This window comes from Sphingomonas sp. LR55, assembly GCF_036856015.1.
Taxonomy (GTDB): Bacteria; Pseudomonadota; Alphaproteobacteria; order Sphingomonadales; family Sphingomonadaceae; genus Sphingomonas.
The window spans coordinates 1,662,029-1,683,669 of sequence record NZ_JASPFO010000001.1; the positions used below are offsets into that span (position 1 = coordinate 1,662,029).

Genomic DNA, 21,641 nt, shown 5'->3' on the forward strand with positions numbered 1-21,641 from the left:
CTATAGGAAGCGGTTTCCGGACGGTCAAGCGAACATGTGCCGGGAAATCGCTTCCCAGGGTCCGCCACGATACCACCACGCGCCCAGACCGGCTATTTCGACGTCCTTCGGGGTGAAATCGCGCTGCAGATTGCCGAGCAAAAGCTTGGCTACCTGCGGGCTGACCTTATTCTGGATCGTGACGTGCGGACGCCAGCCGCCAGCGTCCTGCGGCGTCAGCATGCCGGTGAACGCGTCAGCGAGGCGCTCCCGGATGCCGACGAGCTCGGGGGACTCAATCCGGTAGGCGACACCGCGACCAAGCGACATCAGGCCGCCGACGCGCGCCTGCGGGGAGCGAATGCCGCGCGTTTCTTGGTTCAGGCGGTGCTTGAGCTCGTCGAGCCCCGAGGGCGGCAGATGGTGGAACAGCGTCAGATGCGCATCGAGCTGGTTGCGCTCGGGCGGAAAATGCTCGCGGCGCATCGAGTCGAAGAACGCGGTGTCCTGGCGACCGAACAAGGCGGTGACGATGATCGGGGCTGGCAGCGTATCCGTCATGATCAGATCTCGATCTGGCTACCGAGCTCGACCACACGGTTGGTTGGCAGGCGGAAGAACTCCATCGCGCTTTCCGCATTGCGAAGCATCCACGCGAACAGTTTTTCGCGCCAGATCATCATGCCGGGCTTGTCCGACGCGAGCAGCGTCTGCCGCGACAGGAAGAAGCTGGTGTCCATCATCTTGAAGTCCGCACCGCAATTATGGACCTGCCGCAGCGCCGCAGGCACGTCGGCATCCTCCATGAAGCCATAGCGCAGCACGAGCCGGTGGAAGCCGCTGCCAAGCTCCTCGCGCACCGCACGGTCGTTGGCGGGCCAATAGGGCTGACTGACGATCTTGACGGTCAGCAGGATGACGCGCTCGTGCAGCACCTTATTGTGCTTGAGGTTGTGGAGCAGCGCATGTGGCACGCCGTCCGCGGTGGAGGTCATGAACACCGCCGTACCCGGCACGCGTGACGCCGAGCTGGCCGCCGAGCCGATGAACACCTTGATCGGCATCGCGGCCTCATGCATCCGGTCGATCATCAACTGCCGCCCCTTCGACCAGGTCGTCAGGAAGGTGAAGATGATGAACCCGACCAGCAGCGGGAACCACCCGCCGGCGGGCACCTTGGTAAGGTTGGCCGCGAAATAGGCGCCGTCGACGGTGAAGAAGATCGCCAGCAACGGGATCGCGGCGATCTTCGGCCAGTTCCAGAGGCGGAACAGCACGACGCCGAGCAGGCACGTGTCGATGAACATCGCTCCCGTGACCGCGATCCCGTACGCGCTCGTCAGGTTCGACGAGGTGCGGAAGAACAGCACGAGCAGGATCACCATGACCATCAGTGCGCCGTTGACGAGCGGGATGTAGATTTGGCCGGCGGTCGAGGCGCTGGTGTGCTCGATGCGCAGCCGCGGGATGAAGCCCAGCTGGATCGCCTGCTGCGTCACCGAGAACGCGCCGGATATGACAGCCTGCGAGGCAATGACGGCAGCCATCGTCGCGAGGATCACGAGCGGGAGCTGGAGGCTTTCGGGCGCGAGATTGTAGAACGGGCTGACCAAGGCTTCGCGACCATCGCGAAACAGTAGCGCGCCCTGCCCCATATAGTTGAGGATCAGCGCCGGGAGCACGAAGAACAGCCACGACAAGCCGATCGGCTTGCGCCCGAAGTGGCCCATGTCAGCATACAGCGCTTCCGCGCCGGTGACTGCAAGGACGACCGATCCGAGTGCCAAGAACGCCCGCTCGGGATCGATGATGAAGAACTCGACCGCATAGTGCGGCGACAGCGCCCAGAGCACCTCGGGGGTCTGGACGATGCTGAGGATACCGAGCACCGCGATCACGCTGAAATACACCAGCATGATCGGCCCGAAGACGAGGCCGATCCGCGCGGTGCCGCTTTTCTGCACCCAGAACAGCCCGATCAGGATGACGATGACGATCGGCAGTACCAGGCCGGCGAACGCGGGCGCGGCGACGGCGAGGCCTTCGACGGCGGACAACACCGAGACGGCGGGCGTGATCATGCTGTCGCCATAGAACAGCGCAGTCGCGAACACGCCGAGCAGGATGATGCCCTTGCTCCAGCGCTTGGTCTTCGTCTTGCCCGAGACGAGTGCGAGCAGCGCGAGACTGCCGCCCTCGCCCTTGTTGTCGGCACGCATGATGATGATGACGTACTTGACCGTCACGACGATCATCATCGACCAGAACATCAGGCTGATGACGCCCATGATGTGTGCCGCGTCGAGCGCGAGCTTGTGGTGGCCGGCGAAGGTCTCGCGGAAGGCGTAGAGCGGGCTGGTACCGATATCGCCGAAGACGATGCCGATCGCACCGAAGGCGAGCTTCAGCATGCCGTCGGAGTTGTGATGCCCCGTCTCGAGATCGAGATTGGCGGGTGGCACGGTCGAGGCCGCGGCGGTCTGGTCGACGCTCACTGGACGGTGAATCGACCCGGAAGTGCAGCAATCTTCATCGAATTTCCGATTTCACCCTGTGCCCCAAGCGCGCGCATTTAGCATGCGGGCCGGGAGGCGGCAACGGCGGGGCGGGCAACGTGGATTAACTGGGGCTGATCGCGCCAGCGCTTGAGGTGAGAACACTCCGGTTCTCCTGCGAACGCAGGAGCCCAGGGTAACAGGCGCTGGTGTTCTTGGCCCTGGGTTCCTGCGTTCGCAGGAAAACACTATCGCCGGATCACTTCACGGATGACGAAGTGCGACGCCAGCCGCGTTACCCCGGGCAGTTGCGACAAGGTCTCGCGGTGGATGCGCTCGAACGTCTCGCCGTGGCGGATCTCGACGTGGAGCATGTAGTCCGCCTCCCCGCTCATCAGGAAGCATTGCACGACCTGCGGACACTCGACGATCTCCGCCTCGAACGCCGCCATCGTTTCCTTGCGCTGATCCCGCAGCGTGACGTTGACGAGGACAATGCTCGGATCACCGCGCGCTGCCTGCGACAGCACCGCACGGTAACCGACGATGGCGCCGCTCTCCCGAAGCTGTGCGACCCGGCGATGCGCGGCGCTGGCCGATAGGCCAACCGCGTCGCCGAGCTCGGCGCTGGTCAGGTCGGAATTGGCGGCGAGCAGGTCCAGAATCCTGCGTTCGATCGTGATGCTCAAGATTATCCCGTTTCGAGGGCAAAGGATGCAATCATCTTGCAGAAGCGGTATCGCACCGCGACCAGTTTGCGAACCCTTCCCGTCCAAGTCGCGCTAGTATGGCGCAAACGATAATGGAGTGGAATCAATGCGCGTCGGTGTCCCCAAGGAAATCAAGAACCACGAATATCGCGTCGGCCTGACCCCGCCATCGGTCGCCGAACTGGTCGCCGCCGGTCACGAGGTCGTCGTCGAGACGCAGGCCGGATCGGGCATCGATTTCGAGGACCAGGACTATATCGACGCAGGCGCGACGATCCTGCCAACCGCAGCCGCGGTGTTCGCCGGCGCCGACATGATCGTGAAGGTGAAGGAGCCGCAGCCGAGCGAGATCGCGATGCTCGAACCGCGCCACCTGCTCTTTACCTACCTCCACCTCGCTGCCGACAAGCCGCAGGCCGAGGGGCTGATGAAGTCCGGCGCGACCTGCATCGCGTACGAGACCGTCACCGACAACCGTCGCGGCCTGCCGTTGCTGAAGCCGATGTCCGAGGTCGCAGGCCGCATGTCGGTGCAGGTCGGCGCGCATTATCTCGAAAAGGAGCAGGGCGGACGTGGCGTTCTGCTCGGCGGCGTGCCCGGTGTCGCGCCTGCCAAAGTCGCGATCCTCGGCGGCGGCGTGTCGGGCGTCAACGCGGCGCAGATGGCGGTCGGCATGCGCGCCGACGTGACGATCTACGACATCTCGAACGATCGCCTCGCCGAACTCGACATGTTCTTCTCCAGCCAGATCAAGACGGCGTATGCGTCGAAGGCCGCGATCGCCGCGGCGGTGAAGAACGCGCATCTGGTGATCGGTGCGGTGCTGGTGCCGGGGCCGCTGCACCCAAGCTCGTTACGCGCGAGATGCTGAAGACGATGAAGCGCGGCTCGGTGCTGGTCGACATCGCGATCGACCAGGGCGGGTGCTTCGAGACGTCGCACGCGACGACGCACGAGGATCCGGTGTTCGAGGTCGACGGCGTGATCCACTATTGCGTCGCCAACATGCCCGGCGCGGTGGCGCGCACGTCGGCGTTCGCGCTGAACAATGCGACGCTGCCGTTCGCCCTGAAGCTCGCCAACCTGGGTGCCGAGGCCGCGATGAAGGCCGACCCGCACCTCGCCAACGGGCTGAACGTCTACAAGGGCAAGATCGCGTACAAGGCGGTCGCCGATGATCTAGGTTTACCTTACGAAGCATGGTCCGGCTGACTCGGGAACGGATACGGAACACGGGTGTTGGACAGGGAAAGGAATTTCCAATGTCCGACACCCCGAACCCCAAGTCCGAACCGTTCTCGAACGCCGAGAAGGACCCGGACGACTGGACCACCGGCGACGAAAAGATGACCGGTGCGCAGGCGAGCTACCTCAAGACGCTGTCCGAGGAAGCGCATGAGGAATTTGACGAGACGCTGACCAAGGCGGATGCGTCGAAGAAGATCGACGAACTGCAGTCGAAGACCGGTCGCGGGCAGTAAGCGCTTAATCTCGTCATCTTGGGCTTGCCCTAGGATGACGAGATTATTTTTGGCCGGCGTCCGGCGTATCTTGCATAGCTATAAACCGATCCAGCAGCGCGAGCCGAGTGGCGATCTCGCCTCGGTATGAAATGTTGGCTGGCGTCAACGCCAGCGCCTTTGCCCAATACGGGCGAGCCGTCGCGAACTCTCCCGCTCGCACATAGGCCAGTCCGAGAAAGAACGGCGGCGCAGGATGCTTCGGCGCTAACCGCATCGCTTGCTGGAATGCGAACAAAGCGGGTGGCGAAACTTGGTTGGCATCATGCGCCGCCAGCGCGTTGGCGAGCCCGGTCCACATTACCACGCTCTTCGGGGCGATCCTGAGCCCTCCAAGCAACACCTGCACAGCCGCGCGACGGTCGCCGATCCGCGTCATCGCGTCCGCCGCAACCAGGTACGCCGCCGCGCCCGTATACCGCTCGAGCATCTGGTCGCGCAGTTCGAGCATCGCGCTGTCGTCCGGCGTTGCTGCAAGTCCGGTGGACACTTCATGGCCGGCAAGCCCTGGCTGGCCCTGCCACGCATAGCCCGCCGCGCCGAGCATCAGCGCCGCCGCGACCATTGTCCAAAGAACCCGGTTCACCTTCAATACCGCGAGCAGCGCAAACGCTCCCACCCCGATCGCGGCCAGCCAGACGTAACCCATCAGCCCGTCCTCCGCTGGAAGCTCGACCGCGCGATCCAGCCGCCGATGCCAAGCAGCAGGATCGGCGCCAGCCACAACGGCCACGTCAGCCCCGACAGCGGCGGGTCGTACGTCACATAATCGCCGTAACGCGACACCAGCCAGTCGCGGATCGACGCAGGCTTCTCCCCGCGCTCGATCCGCTCACGCACCAGCGCACGCATGTCTGCAGCCATGTCGGCATCGCTATCGGCGATCGACTGCCCTTGGCAAACGAGGCAACGCAGCGTCTCCATCAGCGCGCGTGCAGAAGCTTCCTGCGCGGGGTCGGCAAGTTGCACGTTCGCGTAATGCGCTGGCGGAGTGACCGGCTGGGCGAAGGTCGGCGAGATGCAGAGCAACAGCGCGGCAAGAACCTCCCTCCCGCTCGCGGGAGGGGTCGGGGAGGGCAGGACGCAAACGTACGGTTGGTGAGACACGAGAAGCCCCTCCCTAACCCCTCCCGCAAGCGGGAGGGGAATGAAGTGCGACCTCTTCACCGCGCGTCCTTCACGGCTTGCACGATCTCGGCGACATTCTCAGGCCGGATATCGCCGATGATCTGCTTCACGACGATCCCACGGCCGTCGATCACGAACGTCTCCGGCACCCCCGACGAGCCCAGCGCCAGTTGCACCTGGCTGGCCCGATCGCTGCCGATCCGTTCGTACGGATCGCCGTTGCGGCGCAGGAATCCAGCGATCGCCGGCGCGGTGTCGCGGATTGCGATCGCGTCGATCGGTACGCCCATTGCCTTCAGGCGCATCAGTTGCGGCGCCTCGGCGATGCACGGGATGCACCAGCTTGCGAACACGTTGAGCAACCGCGGCTTGCCCTGCCGGAACGACGCGCTGGTCAAGCCCGGCTTGCCGGGGACCATCGCCGGCAGCGCGAAATCGGGGAGCGGCTTGCCGACCATCGCCGATCGCACTACCTTCTCCGCCGGTCGGAACAGCCCGCTCGCCACCACTGCGAACAGCAGCGCGAAGATCGCCAGCGGCGCCCAGAGCGCGAACCGCTTCATGCCCATTCAGCCCGCATCGAGGCGCGTCGCTCGCGAAGCACCCGACCGATCAGCGACAGCATACCGCCCAGCGCGATCAGCACGCCACCGAGCCAGATGAGGGTCACGAACGGCTTCCACCAGAGCCGAAGCTGCCAGCGCCCCTGCCCGTCCGGCTGGCCGAGCACGGTATAGAGCTGGCCGTCGAGCACCGTGAGAATGGCGGATTCGTTTGTGCTGGTCGGCGGGTTGGCGAAGAAGCGGAGTTGCGGGCGCAGGATGCTCTCGCTGCTACCGCGCGTTGCGGTGACGCGCGCTTCCAGGGCCGACCAGTTCTCGCCGATCACCGGCGAGATCCCGTCGAGCGTCACGGTATAAGGTCCGACCCGTGCCGGCTCGCCCGCACGGACCGCGGCCAGCGTTTCCTTGGTAAACGCGCTATCCGACGCCATCCCGGCCAAGCTGACAGCGATGCCGAGATGCGCGAGGACCATGCCGTAGGTGAACAGCGGTGTGCGCTTGAGATTGCGCTTCCACAACGGCGCGACGCTGGCGACGGCGAGCCCTGCGGCGAGCGACAGCCCGGCCCAAGGCAGCACGCCCGGCCAGACGAACAGCAGCGCGAGCGCCGCCACCAGCGTCGCGCCGATCGGCAGCATCACGCGGCGGAGCACCGCCTTCGCATCGTCACGGCGCCAGCGCAGTAGCGGCCCGACTGCCATCACCGCGACCAGCAGCAACGCGATCGGCCCCGCCGCCTTGTTGAAGAACGGCGGCCCCACCGACAGCTGCACGCCGAAGCTCGCCGCGACGATCGGGTAGAGCGTGCCGATCAGGACGATCCCGAGGATCACCGACAACAGCAGGTTGTTCGCGACCAGCCCGCCTTCGCGGCTGACCGGATCGAAGGTCGTGCCCGCGCGAACGGTGCCGATCCGCGCTGCGAACAGCGCCAGCGCTCCGCCGATGTAGATCGCGAGCAACGCGAGGATGAACGCGCCGCGCTCCGGATCGACCGCGAACGCGTGGACGCTGGTCAGGATGCCCGAGCGCACCAGAAAGGTGCCGATCATCGACATCGAGAATGCGACGACCGCCAGCATGATCGTCCAGGCTCGCAGGCCGTCGCGCGTCGCGAGCACGGTCACCGAATGGAGCAGTGCGGTGGCGGCGAGCCACGGCATCAGCGAGGCGTTCTCGACCGGGTCCCAGAACCACCAGCCGCCCCAGCCGAGCTCGTAATACGCCCAGTACGAGCCCGCGGTGATGCCGAGCGTCAGGAATATCCACGCGACCAGAACCCAGGGGCGCATCGCTTTCGCAAACGCCGGCCCGACGTCGCGGGTGACCAGCGCGCCGACCGCGAACGAGAACGCGACCGAGAGGCCGACATAGCCGGTGTAGAGCGTCGGCGGGTGGAACGCCAACCCAGGGTCCTGCAACAGCGGGTTGAGCCCGAGGCCATCGGCCGCTGCGGGATTGAGCCGCGCGAACGGGTTCGAGGAGAACAGCAGGAACGCGTAGAATCCGAGTGCGATCGTCGCCTGCGCACCGAGCGTCGCGGTCAGCGTGCGTTCGGGCAGCGAGCGCTCGAAGATCGCGACGGCTCCGCCGGCCAGCCCCAGGATCGTCACCCAGAGCAGCATCGAGCCTTCGTGATTCCCCCACGCGCCGGCGAATTTGTAGAGCCACGGCTTGGCGGAATGACTGTTCTCGACGACCAGTTTTACCGACATGTCGGAGTCGAGGAAGAGTTCAATCAGCAGCGCCATCGCAAGCGCGGCGAGCAACCCTTGGACGATCGCGACCGGCCGGACCGCCGCCGCAACGTCTTCACGATCGCGCGCGATGCCAATAGCGGCCATCACCAGCTGCAACGCCGCCAGCGCACCCGCGAACCAGAGCGCGGCGAGGCCTGCTTCGGCGATCACGGCTTGGCGTCCGGTTCGAGCGTCTTGGTCTCGTGCATCTTGCCGGCCATCTCCGGCGGCATGTATTTTTCGTCGTGCTTGGCGAGCAGGTTCGACGCGACGAAGCTGCCGTTGGGCTGGAACTGGCCTTCGGCGACGACGCCGGATTTCTCGCGGAACAGGTCGGGGACGATCCCTGCGAAGACGACCGGGGTGGTCGCCTGCCCATCGGTGACGACGAAGTGCACGGTGATGCCGTCTGCCGCGCGCCTGACCGAACCGCCCTCGACCATTCCGCCGAGCCGCACCGCGCGTCCTAGCGGCAGACCGTCGCGGCGAACGTCGGATGGCGCATAGAAGAATGATGCCTGATCCTTCAGCGCCGACAGCGCGAGGAGCCCGGCGACGACGACCGCACCGAGTGCCAGCAGCGCCAGTGTCAGGCGTTGATGTTTGGCCTTCATCGTTCGTCTTCGCTCACGACAGGCTTCTCGGCCTTCCGCATCGCGAGATAGCTCAGGAGAGCGATGACTGCGCCGCCGCCCAGCGTCACGGCATAAGCAGCAGTCACGAACGGCCAGGGATTCATGATCTCGCCATTCTGCGCATACGCGCTTCGGTCTTCGTGATCGCCAGCATCGTCCGCATCCGCATCAGCACGATTCCGGCGAACGCGAACGTGAACCCGGCCAGCATGATCGGCAGCGGCCACAGGATCGAACCCGCGATCGTCGACTGCGTCAGACCGATGCTCGGCCCCTGGTGCAGCGTATTCCACCACACCACCGAATAGCGGATGATCGGCAGCAGCACCGACCCGGCAATCCCGTACAGCGCCGGCACGCGCCCATCGCCGCCACGATCCGCATCGGCCTTCGCGAGCGCCATATAGCCGAGATAGACGAAGAACAGCAGCAGCATCGAGGTCAGCCGGCCATCCCATTGCCACCACGTTCCCCAGGTCGGCCGCCCCCAGATCGAGCCGGTCATGAGACATAGCGCCGCGAACACCGCACCCGGCAGCGCGATCGCACGCGCCGCGACGCTGGCCAGCGGGTGGCGCCAGACGAGGAACATGATGCTGGAGATCGCGATCCCGCTCCACCCGCCCATCCCGAGCCAGGCGGCGGGGACGTGGATGTAGAGGATGCGGACGGTCTCGCCCTGGAGATAATCCGGCGGGGTCTGCGTCAAGCCCGCCCAGCAGCCCAGCACGATCAGCGCGACGCCGGCCCAGAAGAGCAACGGCGTCAACGTCTTGGCGATCTTCAGGAAGCGCGCGGGATTTGCGAAGGCGTGTAGAGTGGCCACTGGGCATAGCCATTATGGCAACATCGCGAGGCTGTCACCTCGGACTTCGAACCCTCTCCCCATCGGGAAGAGGGAGGCGCCTCCCCGTACGCCGTCATCCTGACGAAAGTCAGGATCCAGGGCCGCAGAGGGCGACGCTTAGTTACTCTGGATCCTGACTTTCGTCAGGATGACGGGAGTAATCGGAGCGCCCGCCCTCAAAACGAGCGAAGGCTGCTTGTATTCAGCGGCCAATCAGGCGCTTCGCGATCGAGTCTGCGACATCCGACGATGGCTCGCCCGAGCGGTCGCTTTCGTCCCAGACCTGGATCAGGCGCTCGGGGATGCGCGCGATGCGTGCCTTCACCTCGGCCTCATCGCCCTGCCCGAGATACTCCAGGCCGACGTTGATGATCCCGCCCGCGTTGATCACATAATCCGGCGCGTACAGGATACCGCGGGCATGCAGGCGCGCGCCGTCCTCACGGACGCTCAGCTGGTTGTTCGCACCGCCGGCGACGACCTTCGCCTTCAGCGCCGCGATCGACATCTCGGTCAGGATCGCGCCGAGCGCGTTCGGGCTGAAGATATCCGCCTCGGTCGTCAGAATCGCCTCTGCGGCGACCGCGGTCGCGCCGAGTTCGCCCGCCAGCTTCTGCGCACGCCCCTCGTCGACGTCCGCCAGCGTCAGCACCGCGCCGTCCTTGGCGAGCAACCGCGCGAGACCGCCGCCGACCGAGCCCACGCCCTGGATCGCGACGCGCACGCCCTTCATGTCGGTCGCGCCGAGCCCACGAGCCGCCGCCGCCTTCACGCCGAGATAGATGCCGAGCGCGGTGTACGGCCCGGGATCGCCGCCCGCCGCACCGCTCGCGACCGGCAGGCCCGACACGTAGCGCGTCTGCGTGGCGATCACCTTCATCCGCTCTTCGGACATGCCGACGTCTTCCGCCGTCACATAGCGCCCGCCAAGCGAATCGACCGCACGGCCGAACGCCTCAAGCTGTGCCGTCGTGATGACGTCGCCGGGCTTGGCCGCGAGGACAACGCCCTTGCCGCCGCCGAGCTCCAGACCGGCCATTGCGTTCTTGAAGCTCATGCCGCGCGACAGGCGCAGCGCGTCGGTCACCGCACGCCCGTTATCGGCATAATGCCAGAACCGCGTGCCGCCAGCCGCCGGCCCGAGCTTGGTCGAGTGCAGCGCGATTACCGCGCGCAGGCCCGATTCGGGATCGGTGAAGGCATGTACGCCCTCGTGGTCGTCGAAATCGGGAAGGTCCCAAACCGCTGTCATCGCCGGCTCCTGAAGAGGAATAAAATTACCGGGCCGCGAAATATTATTTTTCGACCGGTTTTACCAGCCCAAAGCGCCCGCGTTGCGGGGGCCTACGAAAATAAGGGAAAATGGGGCGACCGACGGGACTTGAACCCGCAACATCCGGCATCACAAGCCGACGCTCTAACCAATTGAACTACGACCGCCGCGTAGGCATCGCCCCCTAGCGGGGGTCGCCGGGCGGCGTCAACCGTCGACTTGCCAAAAAGACGTCAAAAACGTCCTTCGATGGCGAGCCGGTAGCCGTTCGGCCCGCGCACGAAGCCAGCTTGTTCCAGCTTTTGCACCGCCAGCGGGTCGGACGGTCGCAGCGACAATTCGGCGCGGTAGGTCCCTGCCCCTTCGATCCTGAGCGCGATGCTCTCGGTCCCGGCCTGGCTAGCCAGCGGCAACAGCAGTGCCGTGCCGTCGCAGCGCGCGGTGCCGCTCACAGACTGCGGCAACGTGATCCCGCCGACATCGCCCGCCAGCGTCGCGCGGACCCGACCCTCGGCAGCCTCGCACTGGCCGTCGCGGAACCGAACCGAGACGTCGTCGAGATCGAGCGAGGCAACGGGCACTGGCGCAAACAGCCGCCCCGTCGCGACGGTCGCGGTCATGTGATCGACCCCGAAGCTATGGCGGCTGACGCTCGCCGATCCGCGCAATGGTCTGGCGGACACCGAATCGGGCCCGGCAAAGGCGATCGTCGCGCGGCCGACCAGCAGCGGCAGCGGCGACAACCGGGCGCGCAGGTCGCCGAGCGCGAGATCGCCGAACCGCGCCTCGGTCAGCGTCGCGCCCCAGATCGTCCCCGACACGCGCCGCGCGACCAGCCCCTCGTCGCCGACCCCGACCCAGCCGAGCACCGCGCGCATGGGCAGGAAGACGATCAGCGCGATCAGCAGCATCCCACCGAACAGCGCGGCGGGTCCGGTGCGCAAACGGATCCGCCTCATGCCGCGCGCCTTCAACGTGAGCGCGACGCCGACGGTCTTGTCGCCCTTGTCGGTCATCGCCACCGAATCGACGAGGATACCGAGCCGTTCGAGCCGCGCGAGCCAAGCGGTCAGCGCCGCCGGTCGCGCCGACTGGATACCCACACGCACCCGGTTCGCGCCGTCCTGATCGAGTGACGCGAGCGCGAAGCCGGCTTGGTCAGCCTCGGCGCGGACCGTGTCCGCCAGCGTGCCCGTCAGCGGCCTTGCCCGGTCACGCTGGATATCGCGCAACGTCGCGACCTGCGCGCGCGTTTCGCCCAGCCGCGTTACGGCGCTGGCGTGGCGTTCGCGCGCGCTCGACAACCCGTCACCGATCGGTCGGATGATCAGCGCCCACAGCAAGGTCAGCACCGCGAGCGCGGCCATTACGAGCAATAGGCGACGTTCTCGGAGCGAGCGGCCTTCGAACCACGTCTTCAAGCCGGTCATCGTCCGCTCCCCGGGCTGATCGTGAGTTCACCCGTCACACGACCGGCGGCGGCCTGGAATACGCCCGCGCGGACGGTGAAGCCCGCTGCTTCGAGCGCACGCTTGAGGTCGGTCGCGAGCGCCTCACGTTCGACCGCGACCGACAGTCGCAGGTCGCCGTTCGCCTGGAAATCGAGCCCGGTGACTTCGGTCCCCGGCGTGGCACGGATCGCAGCGAACGCGGCAGCGGTCGTGTTGGTGAAGCCGAGCCCCGGCCCGCGTACGCGCGACAGCCGTTCGTCGAGCTGTCGGCTGGCATCGACCACGGTCTCGCCGCGCGGCAGGCCGGTCACGGCGACCGTGTCTGCCTCAACCTCCAACGCATCCGCGCCAAAGCTGTACTTGGCGATGCGGACGAGCGAGATCGCGAGCGTCACCGCGAGGATCGTCAGCAACAACAGCGCAAGCCGTCGGATCAGCCCCCAGTCTATCGCGAACCTGCGCCGCCGTGCGAACGGCCCTTGGCGCAGGTCGAGCGGCGGCGAAGCGGCGGCGGCAACGATCGCCGCCTCCAGCGTGACGCGGTCGATCGTGGTCGGCGCGGTGCCGCCGGTTACGAGCTCAGTCAGCCGCGCCTCGTCGGCGAAGCCGCTCGACGTACCACGAACGACGCCGCTCCCGGCCAGCTCCGCCCTCGCATAGCCCTCGTCGGGGCGCGGAAGGAGCATCGGTGCGGGGATCAGCGCGACCGGATCGACACCCGCCTCGGCAAGCATCCGCAGCCAGTCGCGCATCGTCGCGACGCCGACCACGCCGATCGGGCGGTCACTCGCGCCTTCGTCACCGACCGCGACATGCAGTTCGATAAGCGGCGACGCGCTCGCCTCGCTGGCGAGAATACGCGCGGCCGCCGTCGCCTGCGCTGCCGAACGCGACGGCAGCTCTGCCCAGTGCAGCGTCACCGCATCCGCCGGTGCTACCGCGATCGTCTCGTCGTCGATCGCATCGGGGATCCCCTCCCCTCCCCGACCACGCGCGCGTCCGCGACACGCATCCAGCGAAACCCGGTCTCGCCGGCGGGAAGGAATAGCAAAGTCGTCATGATGGCTCGCCCCATTGCCGCGATACGAGCTGCGCGGGAAGTCGGTTCGCGTCGATCAGCGCGCGTTCCTGCATTTGCGTGCGGCCGAGCGTCACGTCGATATCGAGCGTGAACCATTTCGACAGCACCGTCGCCTCGGCACCGGGCGCGAGGGTGGCCGCACCCTGCAACGCCGCCGCCTTGGTGATCTCGCCGACGTCGGCATAGCCCTGCGGCGGACGACGCAACAGCATCTGCTGCGCGCTGCCGACCGACAGCGTATCGGGATACAGCATCGCGAACAGCGGCGCCTGTTCGGGCGCCAGCGTGTTGACGTTGATCGGCGACGGCTTGGCGATCGGCAGCGTGCAGATCCAGGGCCGCAGCGTGGCGTAGATCTCAGGCGTCATGCCGGCGACTGCGCGGAGTTCGCTCGGGTCGGACATGAGCGTGCCGGCGGTGCGGTACGGCGTCTCGCGGCCGAGATACGCGCCGTCCTCCGCGCCCATCGCCTGCTGGTCCTGGTCGCTGTCGATCCAGTCCGCGGTGCCCGATGCGACCTGTTCGGCGACCTGCGTCGGGACGCCCAGCAACCGCATCAGCCGGACGAATTGCGGGCGGATCTCGGGGTTGGTGACATACACGCCGGGCGTGGTCGCTTGCGTGACGAGCGCGTTGAGATTGAAGCAATTGCCGCCGTCGCGGACCCGGGCGGTCGCGAAGCCACCGGGGACCGGCAGGCCGAACGGCGTGTTGCTCCAGTTGCCGGCGAGCGTCACCCGCTTGGGGCTCTGGCCGAGCAGATTGGAGACGCGGGTCAGCGCCATCGTCTCGGCGGCGAACGCGTAGGCGCGCGCTTGTTCGCCGGTCGCGGCGTTGCCCGCGAGCCGGGTCGACAGGCGCAGTTTCTCCAGCGCCGCGCCTGCCATGACGGCGATGATCGCGACGAGCATCAGCACGGTGAGCAGCGCTGCCCCCGTTCTGGCCCCCGTTCCGACCCCGGTCCGAACCGCGATCAGGTCCGCGCACCGGGCATCTCCTTCGACGGCGTGCCGGGCGGCGGCGTGGTCGACGGGCCCGTTCCTTCAGCCGGTGTGGGGACATATCCCGTCCCTACGAGGAACATCTGGCGGAACTGCGTGCCGTCGTCACGCTGGACGGTGAGTTCCATCGCATCGGGTAACGGCCTGCCACTGGCGCCATCCCAGCGATCGCTCCACGCGCCGGCGATCCGGTAGCGCAACGCGGCCTGGCGGACGTGGGTGAGCAGTGCGGCGGGGGGCAGACCCTGCGCGCCATCGATCATCGGGTAGGCGATCCGCTGGAGCGTGCCGGCATCGACGCGGTAGGCGACCTTCTGCGTGCTCGGCCGTGCTGCACCGTCGATGTTGCTCCAGCCGGCGCGGACGAGCCGCAGCATCGGCGTGACACCCGACCCGCTCTCGCCGACGAACGCGGGAACGGTGGTGCCGGCTTCGTCGCGAGTCGACCGGTTCGAGGCCTGGGCGAGGTCGGCGGACAGGATCGACATCGTTCGGGTGAGCGCGCTGATATCGTCGAGCTTGGCGCCGGTGCTGCTTTGCGCCTTCACGCTGAATGACAGGATGGCGACGCCGGCGGCCGCGATCATCCCGAAGATCATGAGCGACACCATGACTTCGATTAGCGTGAAGCCGGCCTCGGAATCCGTGCCCCTAACTCGTTCCTCACCGGAGGCCGGGGAACTGGAGTGCATCATGTCGCCGACCGTGGCGCAGGGCGAACCATCGTCAACCGACCGAGTTGCGTGCCAGTGCGGTCCGCGACCGCGACGTCGATGCGCAGGACGCTGGAGCCGCCGAGCGCGCTGACCTGCCGGGTCCAGGTCCAGGCTTGGCCGCCGTTCGTCTCGACGCCGGTGACGCGGCCCGCGGTCGGCGGTTGCGCGCTAGTGACCGCGTCGATCGCTACGTTGCGCGCGACCATCTGCGCAACGAGCGTTTCGTCGAGGATCGACGCGCCGCGGATCGTCGCGCTTTCGAGGCGCACGAGCGCCATCGCTGCGAGGCTGAACACCGCCAGCGCGACCATGATTTCAATGAGGGTAAAGCCGCGCTCAGCCCGCATCGGCTCGCACGCTGCCGTCGGCGTCGATGTGCACGGTTGCCGCCACGCCGCCGCGGTCGAGGCGGATCTCCGCGGGGCGATCGACAAGGCCGGTCGGATCGAACGTCACCCGCGTGCGACCGCTGGTATCGCCGATGCTGGCCTTGGTCCCGTCGTTCCAGCGTTCGACGCGCATTGGCTTCTCGGCGATCGGCGTCCAGCCACCCGCCATGCGACGGTCGAAGCCATAGCCGCCGCCGGTAACCCAGACGCTGACCGGGCGTGTCTCGACAATCGCAGAATCATGCGCGGCGCGGGCGCGTAACGCGAAGCGCGTCGCTTCGTCGAGCACGCGGCCGCGTGGGTCCGGCATGACAAGCACGGCGACAGCGGATGCGAGTCCGATGATCGTGACGACGACCATCAACTCGACCAGCGTGAAGCCAGCCTCCCGCTTACTGCCAGCTGCCGATGTCGGCATCGATCCCCTCGCCGCCTTCCTTACCGTCCGCCCCGAAGGTCCAGACGTCGGCCTCGCCATGCGCGCCGGGCGAGGCGTAGAGATACGGGCGACCCCAGGGATCGTTCGGCAACTTCTTCAGATACCCGCCGCGCTGATAGCGCGACGGATCGGTCAGCCCCGCGGGTGCGGTGACGAGCGCGTTCAGCCCCTGCGTGGTGTTGGGGAAGGTCATGTTCTGGAGCTTGTAGAGTTCCAGACCACCCTCGATCTGAGCGATGTCGGCCTTCGCCTTCTGGATCCGCGCGGTGTCGCCCGAGGGCAGCACGTTGAGTGCGACGATCGTTGCAAGCAGGCCGATGATGACGATCACGACCATCAGCTCGACGAGGGTAAAGCCGGCCTCGCGGCGGCGTTTCTTCAGTTCGGGACGCATACGAAACCTCATTGTCCGGCCAGCGTGTTGAGCTGGAGGATCGGGAGCAGGATGGATAGCACGATCGTCGCGACGATGCCGCCCATCACGACGATGATCAGCGGCTCGAGCAGCGACAGCGCGGTGGCGGTGAAGCGGTCGAACTCGCGTTCGAGATAGTCGGCGGCGCGCTCGAGCATCTCGTCGAGCCGACCTGCTGCCTCACCAGATGCCGCGAGATAGGTCAGCAGCGGCGGGAAGACACCGGCACGGCGCATCGCGGCGGAGAGCGAACCACCGCCGCGAATCGCGTCGACGATCTGGTCGGAGGCAAGGCGGAGGCGGCGGTTGTGGATCGTGCTGGCGGTGAGGTTGAGGCCGTCGAGCAGCGGCAGGCGGCTCGCCACCATCGTGCCCAGCGTGCGTGCCATTCTTGCTGCGTGAAGGTCTCGGATCAGGCGGCCGAGTAGCGGGATACGGAGCAGCCAGCCGTCGAACGCGAGCCGCAGCGTTGGGTCCTTCAACGCCCGCCACCCGGCTAGGCCGCCACCGACGACGATCAGCAGCATCACCCACCAGTATCCGACGAGGAACGCCGAGAACGCCATCACCATCCGCGTCAGCAGCGGGAGTTGCTGGCCGACCGTGTCGAATTGCTCGACCACCTGCGGCACCACGAACATCATCAGCGCGGTGACGACCCCGAACGCGACGAGCGCGAGGATCGAAGGATAAGCGAGCGCGGTGATGAGCTTGCCGCGGATTTCGGCCTGGCGTTCGAGCAGGGCGGCGAGACGGTCGAGGATCGTCGGGAGCGAGCCCGAGCTTTCGCCGGCAGACACCATCGCGCGGTACAAGGGCGGAAAGCTTTTCGGCTCTCGCGCCATCGCGTCGGCGAGGCGGCGGCCTTCGACGACACCGGCATGGACGTGCTGGACTATTGTTCGGACGCTGTCTTGTTCGGTTTGCCGCGTGATCGTGCGGAGCGATTCCTCCAGCGGGGAGACGCGGTTGAGCGTGGCAAGCTGGCGGGTGAAGAGGGTGAGGTTCTTGCCAGACATCTTCGGCGTGCCGAGCTGGAGGCCGAACAGCGGGCGGCCTTTGGTTGCCTGCGGGGGGCGCCGGGGGTGATCTTCACGACATAGAATTTACGCGCGTCGAGGGTGGCGCGCGCGACGTCGATGTCGGCGGCGGCGACATGGCCGCGGCGTTCGGCGCCTTTGGTGTCGATCGCGATGTAGTCGAAATCAGCCATCATCCTCCCCTGCAAGCGGATGGGGACCGCCGCGTAGCGGTGGTGGAGGGGGCGTGCCGCGAACGTTCCAGCTGTGGGGATCGTGCGCGCGAAGCCGTGGCGGATGATGTCAGGTGGTGCGCGCGCGGTGCCCCCCTCCACCAGCCTCACTGGTCCCCCTCCCCGTTCCGGGGAGGATTTTCTGGGCGTTACGCATTTTCCACGATCTCGGTTGTGTCGCGGCGGGATACGCGGACGGCTTCTTCGGCCGTTGTCTGGCCGGACAGGACGAGGTCGCGGGCGGACTGGGCGAGGTTCGGGGACTTCGCAAACGCGTGCGCGGTAATCTCCGATTCGTGGCCGTCGGTGTTGATCAGGCGGCGGATGGTGTCGTCGATGCGGACCGCTTCGAACACGCCGATGCGGCCCTTGTAGCCGGTCTGGCTGCAGTCTTCGCAGCCTTGCGCGACGTAGACGATCGCCTCGGGGGGGATGCCGAGCAGCGGGGCTACCGTATCCGAGGCGGGGACGGCCTTGCGGCAGGTCGGGCAGAGGCGGCGGACCAGGCGCTGGGCGATCACCGCGCGGAGCGTCGAAGCGAGCAGGAAGCTCTCGACCTTCATGTCGCGCATGCGGGTGATCGCGCCGATCGCGTCGTTGGTGTGGACCGTCGACAACACGAGGTGGCCGGTGAGCGACGCCTGCACCGCGATCTCGGCGGTCTCGCGGTCGCGGATTTCGCCGACCATGACGACATCGGGATCCTGGCGGAGGATCGCACGCAGGCCCGCGGCGAAGGTCAGGCCGACCTTCGGGTTCACCTGGGTCTGGCCGACGCCATCGACTGCATACTCGACCGGATCCTCAACGGTCAGGATGTTGCGGCTGCCATCGTTGAGCAAGCGCAGCGCGGCGTAAAGCGAGGTAGTCTTGCCCGAACCCGTCGGGCCGGTGACGAGGATGATGCCGTTCGGCTCGCTCAGCGCCTCGTTGAGCAGCGCGAACAGTGCGGGCGGGAGGCCGAGCGCTTCAAGGTCGATGCCAGCGTTTTCCTTGTCGAGGATACGCAGCACGACCCGCTCGCCGGCCCGGCTCGGCAGCGTCGAGACGCGGACGTCCAGCAGCTTGCCGCCAAGCGTCAGCCCCATGCGGCCATCCTGCGGCACGCGGCGCTCGGCGATGTCGAGGCGAGCCATGACCTTGATGCGGCTGACGACGACCGGCGCGACGTTGGGCGGCATCCGCAGCGTCTCGCGCAGCACGCCGTCGATCCGCATCCGGACGACGAGGCCGGTCTCGTACGGCTCGATATGGATGTCCGACACGCCGTTGCGCGCCGCGTCGGCGATAATGCCGTTGATCAGGCGGATCGCGGGCGCGTCGTCGGCGGTGTCGAGCAGATCCTCCGCGGTCGGCATGTCACCCGCGAGCAGGTCGAGTTCGTCGCCCATCCCCACCGCCGCGAGCGCGTTGGCCTGGCCGTCCATCGCGTAGACGTTCGACAGCAGACGGTCGAACGCGACCTGTTCGACGAAGGTCACGTCGAATGGGCGGGCAAGATAGCGACGGAGTTCGAGCAGGACTTTGGGGTCTGCTCCGGCACGCATCGCGATCGTGAGGTGCGAGTCGGTGTCGGTATGATCGACGACGACGCCGAACTTTCGGGCGAAGGCGTAGGGGATGGTGATCTGGGGCAGGTCGGTCGATGAAAACGCTTCACTGCTCCCTCCCGCTCGCGGGAGGGGTCGGGGAGGGAATGACATAGCCCTCGATCGCTTCGTCCGTGATTAAGGCAGCCCCTCCCCGACCCCTCCCGCAAGCGGGAGGGGGAAGGAAGAGCGTCGATCTCATGGCCTTCGCGGATAATCATTTCTTGGGCCGGACGACCATCGTCGAGGTGCGTACCGGTACCGCGATGCGCGGATCCTCGATGCTGCCGGGGATCGGGCCGGACGGGATCGGCGGCGCGGCGCCCATATAGTCGCGGATCAGTTGGTCGATCGACGGCTCCTCCTTCGGATCCTGCAGGCCCTGTTGCAGGCGGACATAGCCGTAGCGCTGTTCGGTCAGCTTGCGACTGTCCTCCGCGGTGCGCAGGATCGTCGGGCGGATGAAGATCATCAGATTGGTCTTCGACCGCTGTTTCGCCTTCGAGGTGAACAGGTGGCCCAGTACGGGGATATCACCCAACAGCGGGATCTTCTCGATCGTGCGGCGCTCGTTGTCGTCGAGCAGGCCGCTGATCACCGCGATCTGGCCGTCGTCGACGGTGCGGACGGTTTCGACCTCGCGCTTGTTGAGGATCAGGTCGCTGTTGTCGCTCGATACCGGGCCGGCGATCGAGCTGACCTCCAGGCGCAGGTTCAATTTCACCGTCCCCGACGAGTTTACCTGCGGGCGTACAGTCAGTTCGATACCGACATTCTGGCGCTGCGTAGTCCGGAACGCGTTGTCGAAATTCGTCGAGAGCGCCTGCCCCGTGGTGATCGGGATCTCCTGCCCGACGAGGCTGTGCGCCTCCTGGTTGTCCAGCGTGACGAGGTGCGGGACCTGGAGCAGGTTCGAGGTTGTGTCGCTCTTCACCGCGTTGATGATCGCGCCGAAGAAGGTGCTGCCGATCTTGCCGCCGAACCCGCCGAACCCGCCGGTCGCGGCTAGGATCGAGCTGATCGCCGACTGTTGCAGCGTGTTCGCGGCGTCGCTGGTGGTGTTGGTGGTCGTCGTGCTGCCGTCGGTATTGACCGTCGTGGTGCTCGACGTGTTGAGCTGCGTCGCGCCGATCGCGCCGGCGATCTGCAGGATGTTCGGCGCGGAATTGGAAAAGGTCGACGCGCCGAACGCGCCGCCGCTGGGATCACCGACGATGAACTGCGCGCCGAGCGTGCGGGCGGTCGTATCGGAGACTTCGGCGACGATCGCCTCGACCAGCACCTGTTCGCGGCGCGTATCGAGTTGGCGGACGACGTCGTTCAGCTGGCGCTGGATTTCGGCGGGTGCGGCGATGACGATCGCGTTGGCACCGGCGAAACGCGTCACCACCGCAGCGGTCTTTCCGCCCGCGGCGGTGATCGCGGGCTGTCCGGAGCCTGCTGAGCCACCGGATGTCGGTACCGACTGGTTGACCTGTGGCTGCGAGATATTCGACTGGCCGCCGGACGCGCCGTTGGTGCTGCTCGATCCGAAATTGGAGCGGGAAAGCGCGGTTTGGACGGGCTGGGTCGGGGTCTGGCCAACGAGTTCCTGCAACACCGGCAGCAACTGCTCGGCATCCGCGTTTTCGAGGAACACGACTTTGATCTCGGTGCCGTTACGCGCCTTCTGATCGAGGTCGACCGCGACCTGCGCAAGGCGGGCGACGGTGGTCGGATCGCCGCGGAGCGCGACCGCATTCGAGCCTTCGACAGCGACGACCGAGGCGCTCGGCCCAGTGGCGGCGGCACCGCCCTGCCCGCCGCCGGTGCCGGTCCCGATCAGGCCCTGCAGCGCGGTCGCGATCTCCTTGGCGCTGGCGTTCTTGAGCGCGACGACGCGGGTGGACGAGGTGTCGGTGTCGATCCGGCGAAGGACTTCGCGGATGCGGCGGATGTTGTCGGCGAAATCGACGACGACGAGGCTGTTGCCCCCGCGGTTCGCGCTGACCGAGCCTTGTGCGCTGACCAGGGGGCGGACGGTTTCGACCGCAGACTGCGCGTCGATCGCACGGAGGCGAACGATTTCGGTGACGTAGCTGTTGCGCGCGGCCCCGGCGACCCCGATCCGGCTGGGTTGCGACGCGGCGTTGTCGAGTGGTTGGACGCGGAAGGCGCCATTCGAGGTCGGCACTGCGACGAGTCCGTTGGCGCGAAGCGTCGAGAGGAAGACCTCGAAATACTCGGAGCGCGACAGCGGGCGATCGGTCACCACCGTCACCTTGCCGGCGACGCGGTTGTCGATGATGAACGTGCGCCCGGTAACCTTGGCGGCATCGGCGATGAACGCGCGGATATCGGCATCGCGAACGTTCAGCGTAGTCTGCGCATGCGCGCTAGCCACGAGGACCAAGGCCACGACGGGTCCGAGAAGAAGCTT

General features: G+C 66.7%; 21 protein-coding genes, 1 tRNA gene and 2 pseudogenes. 2 read left to right on the forward strand and 22 right to left on the reverse strand.

Annotation, left to right across the window (positions count from 1 at the left end):
* Positions 1-24 precede the first annotated feature (24 nt).
* The 3 genes from QP181_RS07820 to QP181_RS07830 form a co-directional block, all read right to left on the reverse strand.
* Positions 25-540, reverse strand: a complete 516-nt coding sequence (locus tag QP181_RS07820) for a 2'-5' RNA ligase family protein (RefSeq protein WP_132896830.1) — start codon at positions 538-540, stop codon at positions 25-27.
* A 2-nt stretch (positions 541-542) separates the two neighbouring features.
* Positions 543-2,441, reverse strand: a complete 1,899-nt coding sequence (locus QP181_RS07825; protein ID WP_443027581.1) for a potassium transporter Kup — start codon at positions 2,439-2,441, stop codon at positions 543-545.
* Positions 2,442-2,722: 281 nt separating this feature from the next.
* Positions 2,723-3,163, reverse strand: coding sequence for an Lrp/AsnC family transcriptional regulator (locus tag QP181_RS07830; protein ID WP_056048254.1), 441 nt, complete (start codon positions 3,161-3,163; stop codon positions 2,723-2,725).
* A gap of 127 nt (positions 3,164-3,290) precedes the next feature.
* On the opposite strand from QP181_RS07830, the pseudogene ald reads away from it, so the two are divergent.
* Positions 3,291-4,396 (forward strand): annotated as a pseudogene (ald, locus tag QP181_RS07835) (alanine dehydrogenase).
* Positions 4,397-4,446: 50 nt separating this feature from the next.
* Positions 4,447-4,665: a DUF3072 domain-containing protein gene (locus tag QP181_RS07840; RefSeq protein ID WP_056058060.1), complete on the forward strand. Its 219-nt coding sequence runs from the start codon at positions 4,447-4,449 to the stop codon at positions 4,663-4,665.
* Positions 4,666-4,708: 43 nt separating this feature from the next.
* Here the strand turns inward: QP181_RS07840 and QP181_RS07845 are convergent, their stop codons facing one another.
* The 19 genes and pseudogenes from QP181_RS07845 to gspD form a co-directional block, all read right to left on the reverse strand.
* Positions 4,709-5,353 (reverse strand): tetratricopeptide repeat protein, encoded by a 645-nt coding sequence (locus QP181_RS07845; protein WP_333928178.1) that lies wholly within the window; start codon positions 5,351-5,353, stop codon positions 4,709-4,711.
* Complete coding sequence (locus QP181_RS07850; protein WP_443027582.1) at positions 5,353-5,736, reverse strand: cytochrome c-type biogenesis protein; 384 nt, start codon at positions 5,734-5,736, stop codon at positions 5,353-5,355. The genes QP181_RS07845 and QP181_RS07850 overlap by 1 nt, the downstream gene beginning before the upstream one ends.
* 131 nt (positions 5,737-5,867) lie before the next feature.
* Positions 5,868-6,395 (reverse strand): DsbE family thiol:disulfide interchange protein, encoded by a 528-nt coding sequence (locus QP181_RS07855; protein ID WP_082441168.1) that lies wholly within the window; start codon positions 6,393-6,395, stop codon positions 5,868-5,870.
* Positions 6,392-8,305 carry a heme lyase CcmF/NrfE family subunit gene (locus QP181_RS07860; RefSeq protein WP_333928179.1) on the reverse strand — a complete coding sequence of 638 codons (1,914 nt, stop codon included), beginning with the start codon at positions 8,303-8,305 and terminating at the stop codon, positions 6,392-6,394. Before QP181_RS07860 ends, QP181_RS07855 begins: the two co-directional genes overlap by 4 nt.
* Positions 8,302-8,748 carry a cytochrome c maturation protein CcmE gene (gene ccmE, locus QP181_RS07865; RefSeq protein ID WP_333928180.1) on the reverse strand — a complete coding sequence of 149 codons (447 nt, stop codon included), beginning with the start codon at positions 8,746-8,748 and terminating at the stop codon, positions 8,302-8,304. Before ccmE ends, QP181_RS07860 begins: the two co-directional genes overlap by 4 nt.
* A complete protein-coding gene (locus tag QP181_RS07870) occupies positions 8,745-8,873 on the reverse strand; it encodes a hypothetical protein (protein WP_333928181.1) in 129 nt (42 codons plus the stop codon). The genes ccmE and QP181_RS07870 overlap by 4 nt, the downstream gene beginning before the upstream one ends.
* Positions 8,870-9,595, reverse strand: a complete 726-nt coding sequence (gene ccmC / locus QP181_RS07875; protein WP_333928182.1) for a heme ABC transporter permease CcmC — start codon at positions 9,593-9,595, stop codon at positions 8,870-8,872. Before ccmC ends, QP181_RS07870 begins: the two co-directional genes overlap by 4 nt.
* Before the next feature lie 223 nt (positions 9,596-9,818).
* Positions 9,819-10,868 (reverse strand): Leu/Phe/Val dehydrogenase, encoded by a 1,050-nt coding sequence (locus QP181_RS07880; protein WP_333928183.1) that lies wholly within the window; start codon positions 10,866-10,868, stop codon positions 9,819-9,821.
* A gap of 111 nt (positions 10,869-10,979) precedes the next feature.
* Positions 10,980-11,056 (reverse strand) — tRNA-His (locus QP181_RS07885).
* A 66-nt stretch (positions 11,057-11,122) separates the two neighbouring features.
* Entirely contained in the window at positions 11,123-12,319 is a 1,197-nt protein-coding gene (gene gspN, locus QP181_RS07890; protein WP_333928184.1) for a type II secretion system protein N, read from the reverse strand.
* Positions 12,316-13,386 (reverse strand): type II secretion system protein GspL, encoded by a 1,071-nt coding sequence (gene gspL / locus QP181_RS07895; protein WP_333929589.1) that lies wholly within the window; start codon positions 13,384-13,386, stop codon positions 12,316-12,318. The genes gspN and gspL overlap by 4 nt, the downstream gene beginning before the upstream one ends.
* 10 nt (positions 13,387-13,396) lie before the next feature.
* On the reverse strand, positions 13,397-14,398 hold the full coding sequence (gene gspK, locus QP181_RS07900; RefSeq protein WP_333929590.1) for a type II secretion system minor pseudopilin GspK: 1,002 nt from the start codon (positions 14,396-14,398) through the stop codon (positions 13,397-13,399).
* On the reverse strand, positions 14,395-15,117 hold the full coding sequence (gene gspJ / locus QP181_RS07905) for a type II secretion system minor pseudopilin GspJ (protein WP_333928185.1): 723 nt from the start codon (positions 15,115-15,117) through the stop codon (positions 14,395-14,397). The genes gspK and gspJ overlap by 4 nt, the downstream gene beginning before the upstream one ends.
* Entirely contained in the window at positions 15,114-15,485 is a 372-nt protein-coding gene (gene gspI, locus QP181_RS07910; RefSeq protein ID WP_333928186.1) for a type II secretion system minor pseudopilin GspI, read from the reverse strand. Before gspI ends, gspJ begins: the two co-directional genes overlap by 4 nt.
* Entirely contained in the window at positions 15,475-15,945 is a 471-nt protein-coding gene (locus QP181_RS07915; protein ID WP_333928187.1) for a GspH/FimT family pseudopilin, read from the reverse strand. The genes gspI and QP181_RS07915 overlap by 11 nt, the downstream gene beginning before the upstream one ends.
* A complete protein-coding gene (gene gspG, locus QP181_RS07920) occupies positions 15,920-16,372 on the reverse strand; it encodes a type II secretion system major pseudopilin GspG (protein WP_333928188.1) in 453 nt (150 codons plus the stop codon). The genes QP181_RS07915 and gspG overlap by 26 nt, the downstream gene beginning before the upstream one ends.
* A pseudogene (gspF, locus tag QP181_RS07925) lies at positions 16,369-17,594 on the reverse strand (type II secretion system inner membrane protein GspF). Before gspF ends, gspG begins: the two are co-directional and overlap by 4 nt.
* Before the next feature lie 188 nt (positions 17,595-17,782).
* The gene (locus QP181_RS07930) at positions 17,783-19,336 is read right to left on the reverse strand and encodes a GspE/PulE family protein (protein WP_333928189.1); all 1,554 of its coding nucleotides are present in this window, start codon (positions 19,334-19,336) and stop codon (positions 17,783-17,785) included.
* A 103-nt stretch (positions 19,337-19,439) separates the two neighbouring features.
* On the reverse strand, positions 19,440-21,620 hold the full coding sequence (gspD, locus tag QP181_RS07935; protein ID WP_333928190.1) for a type II secretion system secretin GspD: 2,181 nt from the start codon (positions 21,618-21,620) through the stop codon (positions 19,440-19,442).
* Positions 21,621-21,641 lie beyond the last annotated feature (21 nt).

Coding starts and splice junctions, on each gene's coding strand:
- ccmE (WP_333928180.1), bottom strand. CDS start 8,748: ATGAAGGCCAAACATCAACGCCTGACACTGGCGCTGCTGGCACTCGGT.
- QP181_RS07880 (WP_333928183.1), bottom strand. CDS start 10,868: ATGACAGCGGTTTGGGACCTTCCCGATTTCGACGACCACGAGGGCGTA.
- QP181_RS07870 (WP_333928181.1), bottom strand. CDS start 8,873: ATGAATCCCTGGCCGTTCGTGACTGCTGCTTATGCCGTGACGCTGGGC.
- QP181_RS07840 (WP_056058060.1), top strand. CDS start 4,447: ATGTCCGACACCCCGAACCCCAAGTCCGAACCGTTCTCGAACGCCGAG.
- QP181_RS07930 (WP_333928189.1), bottom strand. CDS start 19,336: ATGTCATTCCCTCCCCGACCCCTCCCGCGAGCGGGAGGGAGCAGTGAA.
- QP181_RS07845 (WP_333928178.1), bottom strand. CDS start 5,353: ATGGGTTACGTCTGGCTGGCCGCGATCGGGGTGGGAGCGTTTGCGCTG.
- gspI (WP_333928186.1), bottom strand. CDS start 15,485: ATGCGGGCTGAGCGCGGCTTTACCCTCATTGAAATCATGGTCGCGCTG.
- gspN (WP_333928184.1), bottom strand. CDS start 12,319: ATGACCGGCTTGAAGACGTGGTTCGAAGGCCGCTCGCTCCGAGAACGT.
- gspG (WP_333928188.1), bottom strand. CDS start 16,372: ATGAGGTTTCGTATGCGTCCCGAACTGAAGAAACGCCGCCGCGAGGCC.
- gspJ (WP_333928185.1), bottom strand. CDS start 15,117: ATGATGCACTCCAGTTCCCCGGCCTCCGGTGAGGAACGAGTTAGGGGC.
- QP181_RS07915 (WP_333928187.1), bottom strand. CDS start 15,945: ATGCCGACATCGGCAGCTGGCAGTAAGCGGGAGGCTGGCTTCACGCTG.
- QP181_RS07855 (WP_082441168.1), bottom strand. CDS start 6,395: ATGAAGCGGTTCGCGCTCTGGGCGCCGCTGGCGATCTTCGCGCTGCTG.
- QP181_RS07820 (WP_132896830.1), bottom strand. CDS start 540: ATGACGGATACGCTGCCAGCCCCGATCATCGTCACCGCCTTGTTCGGT.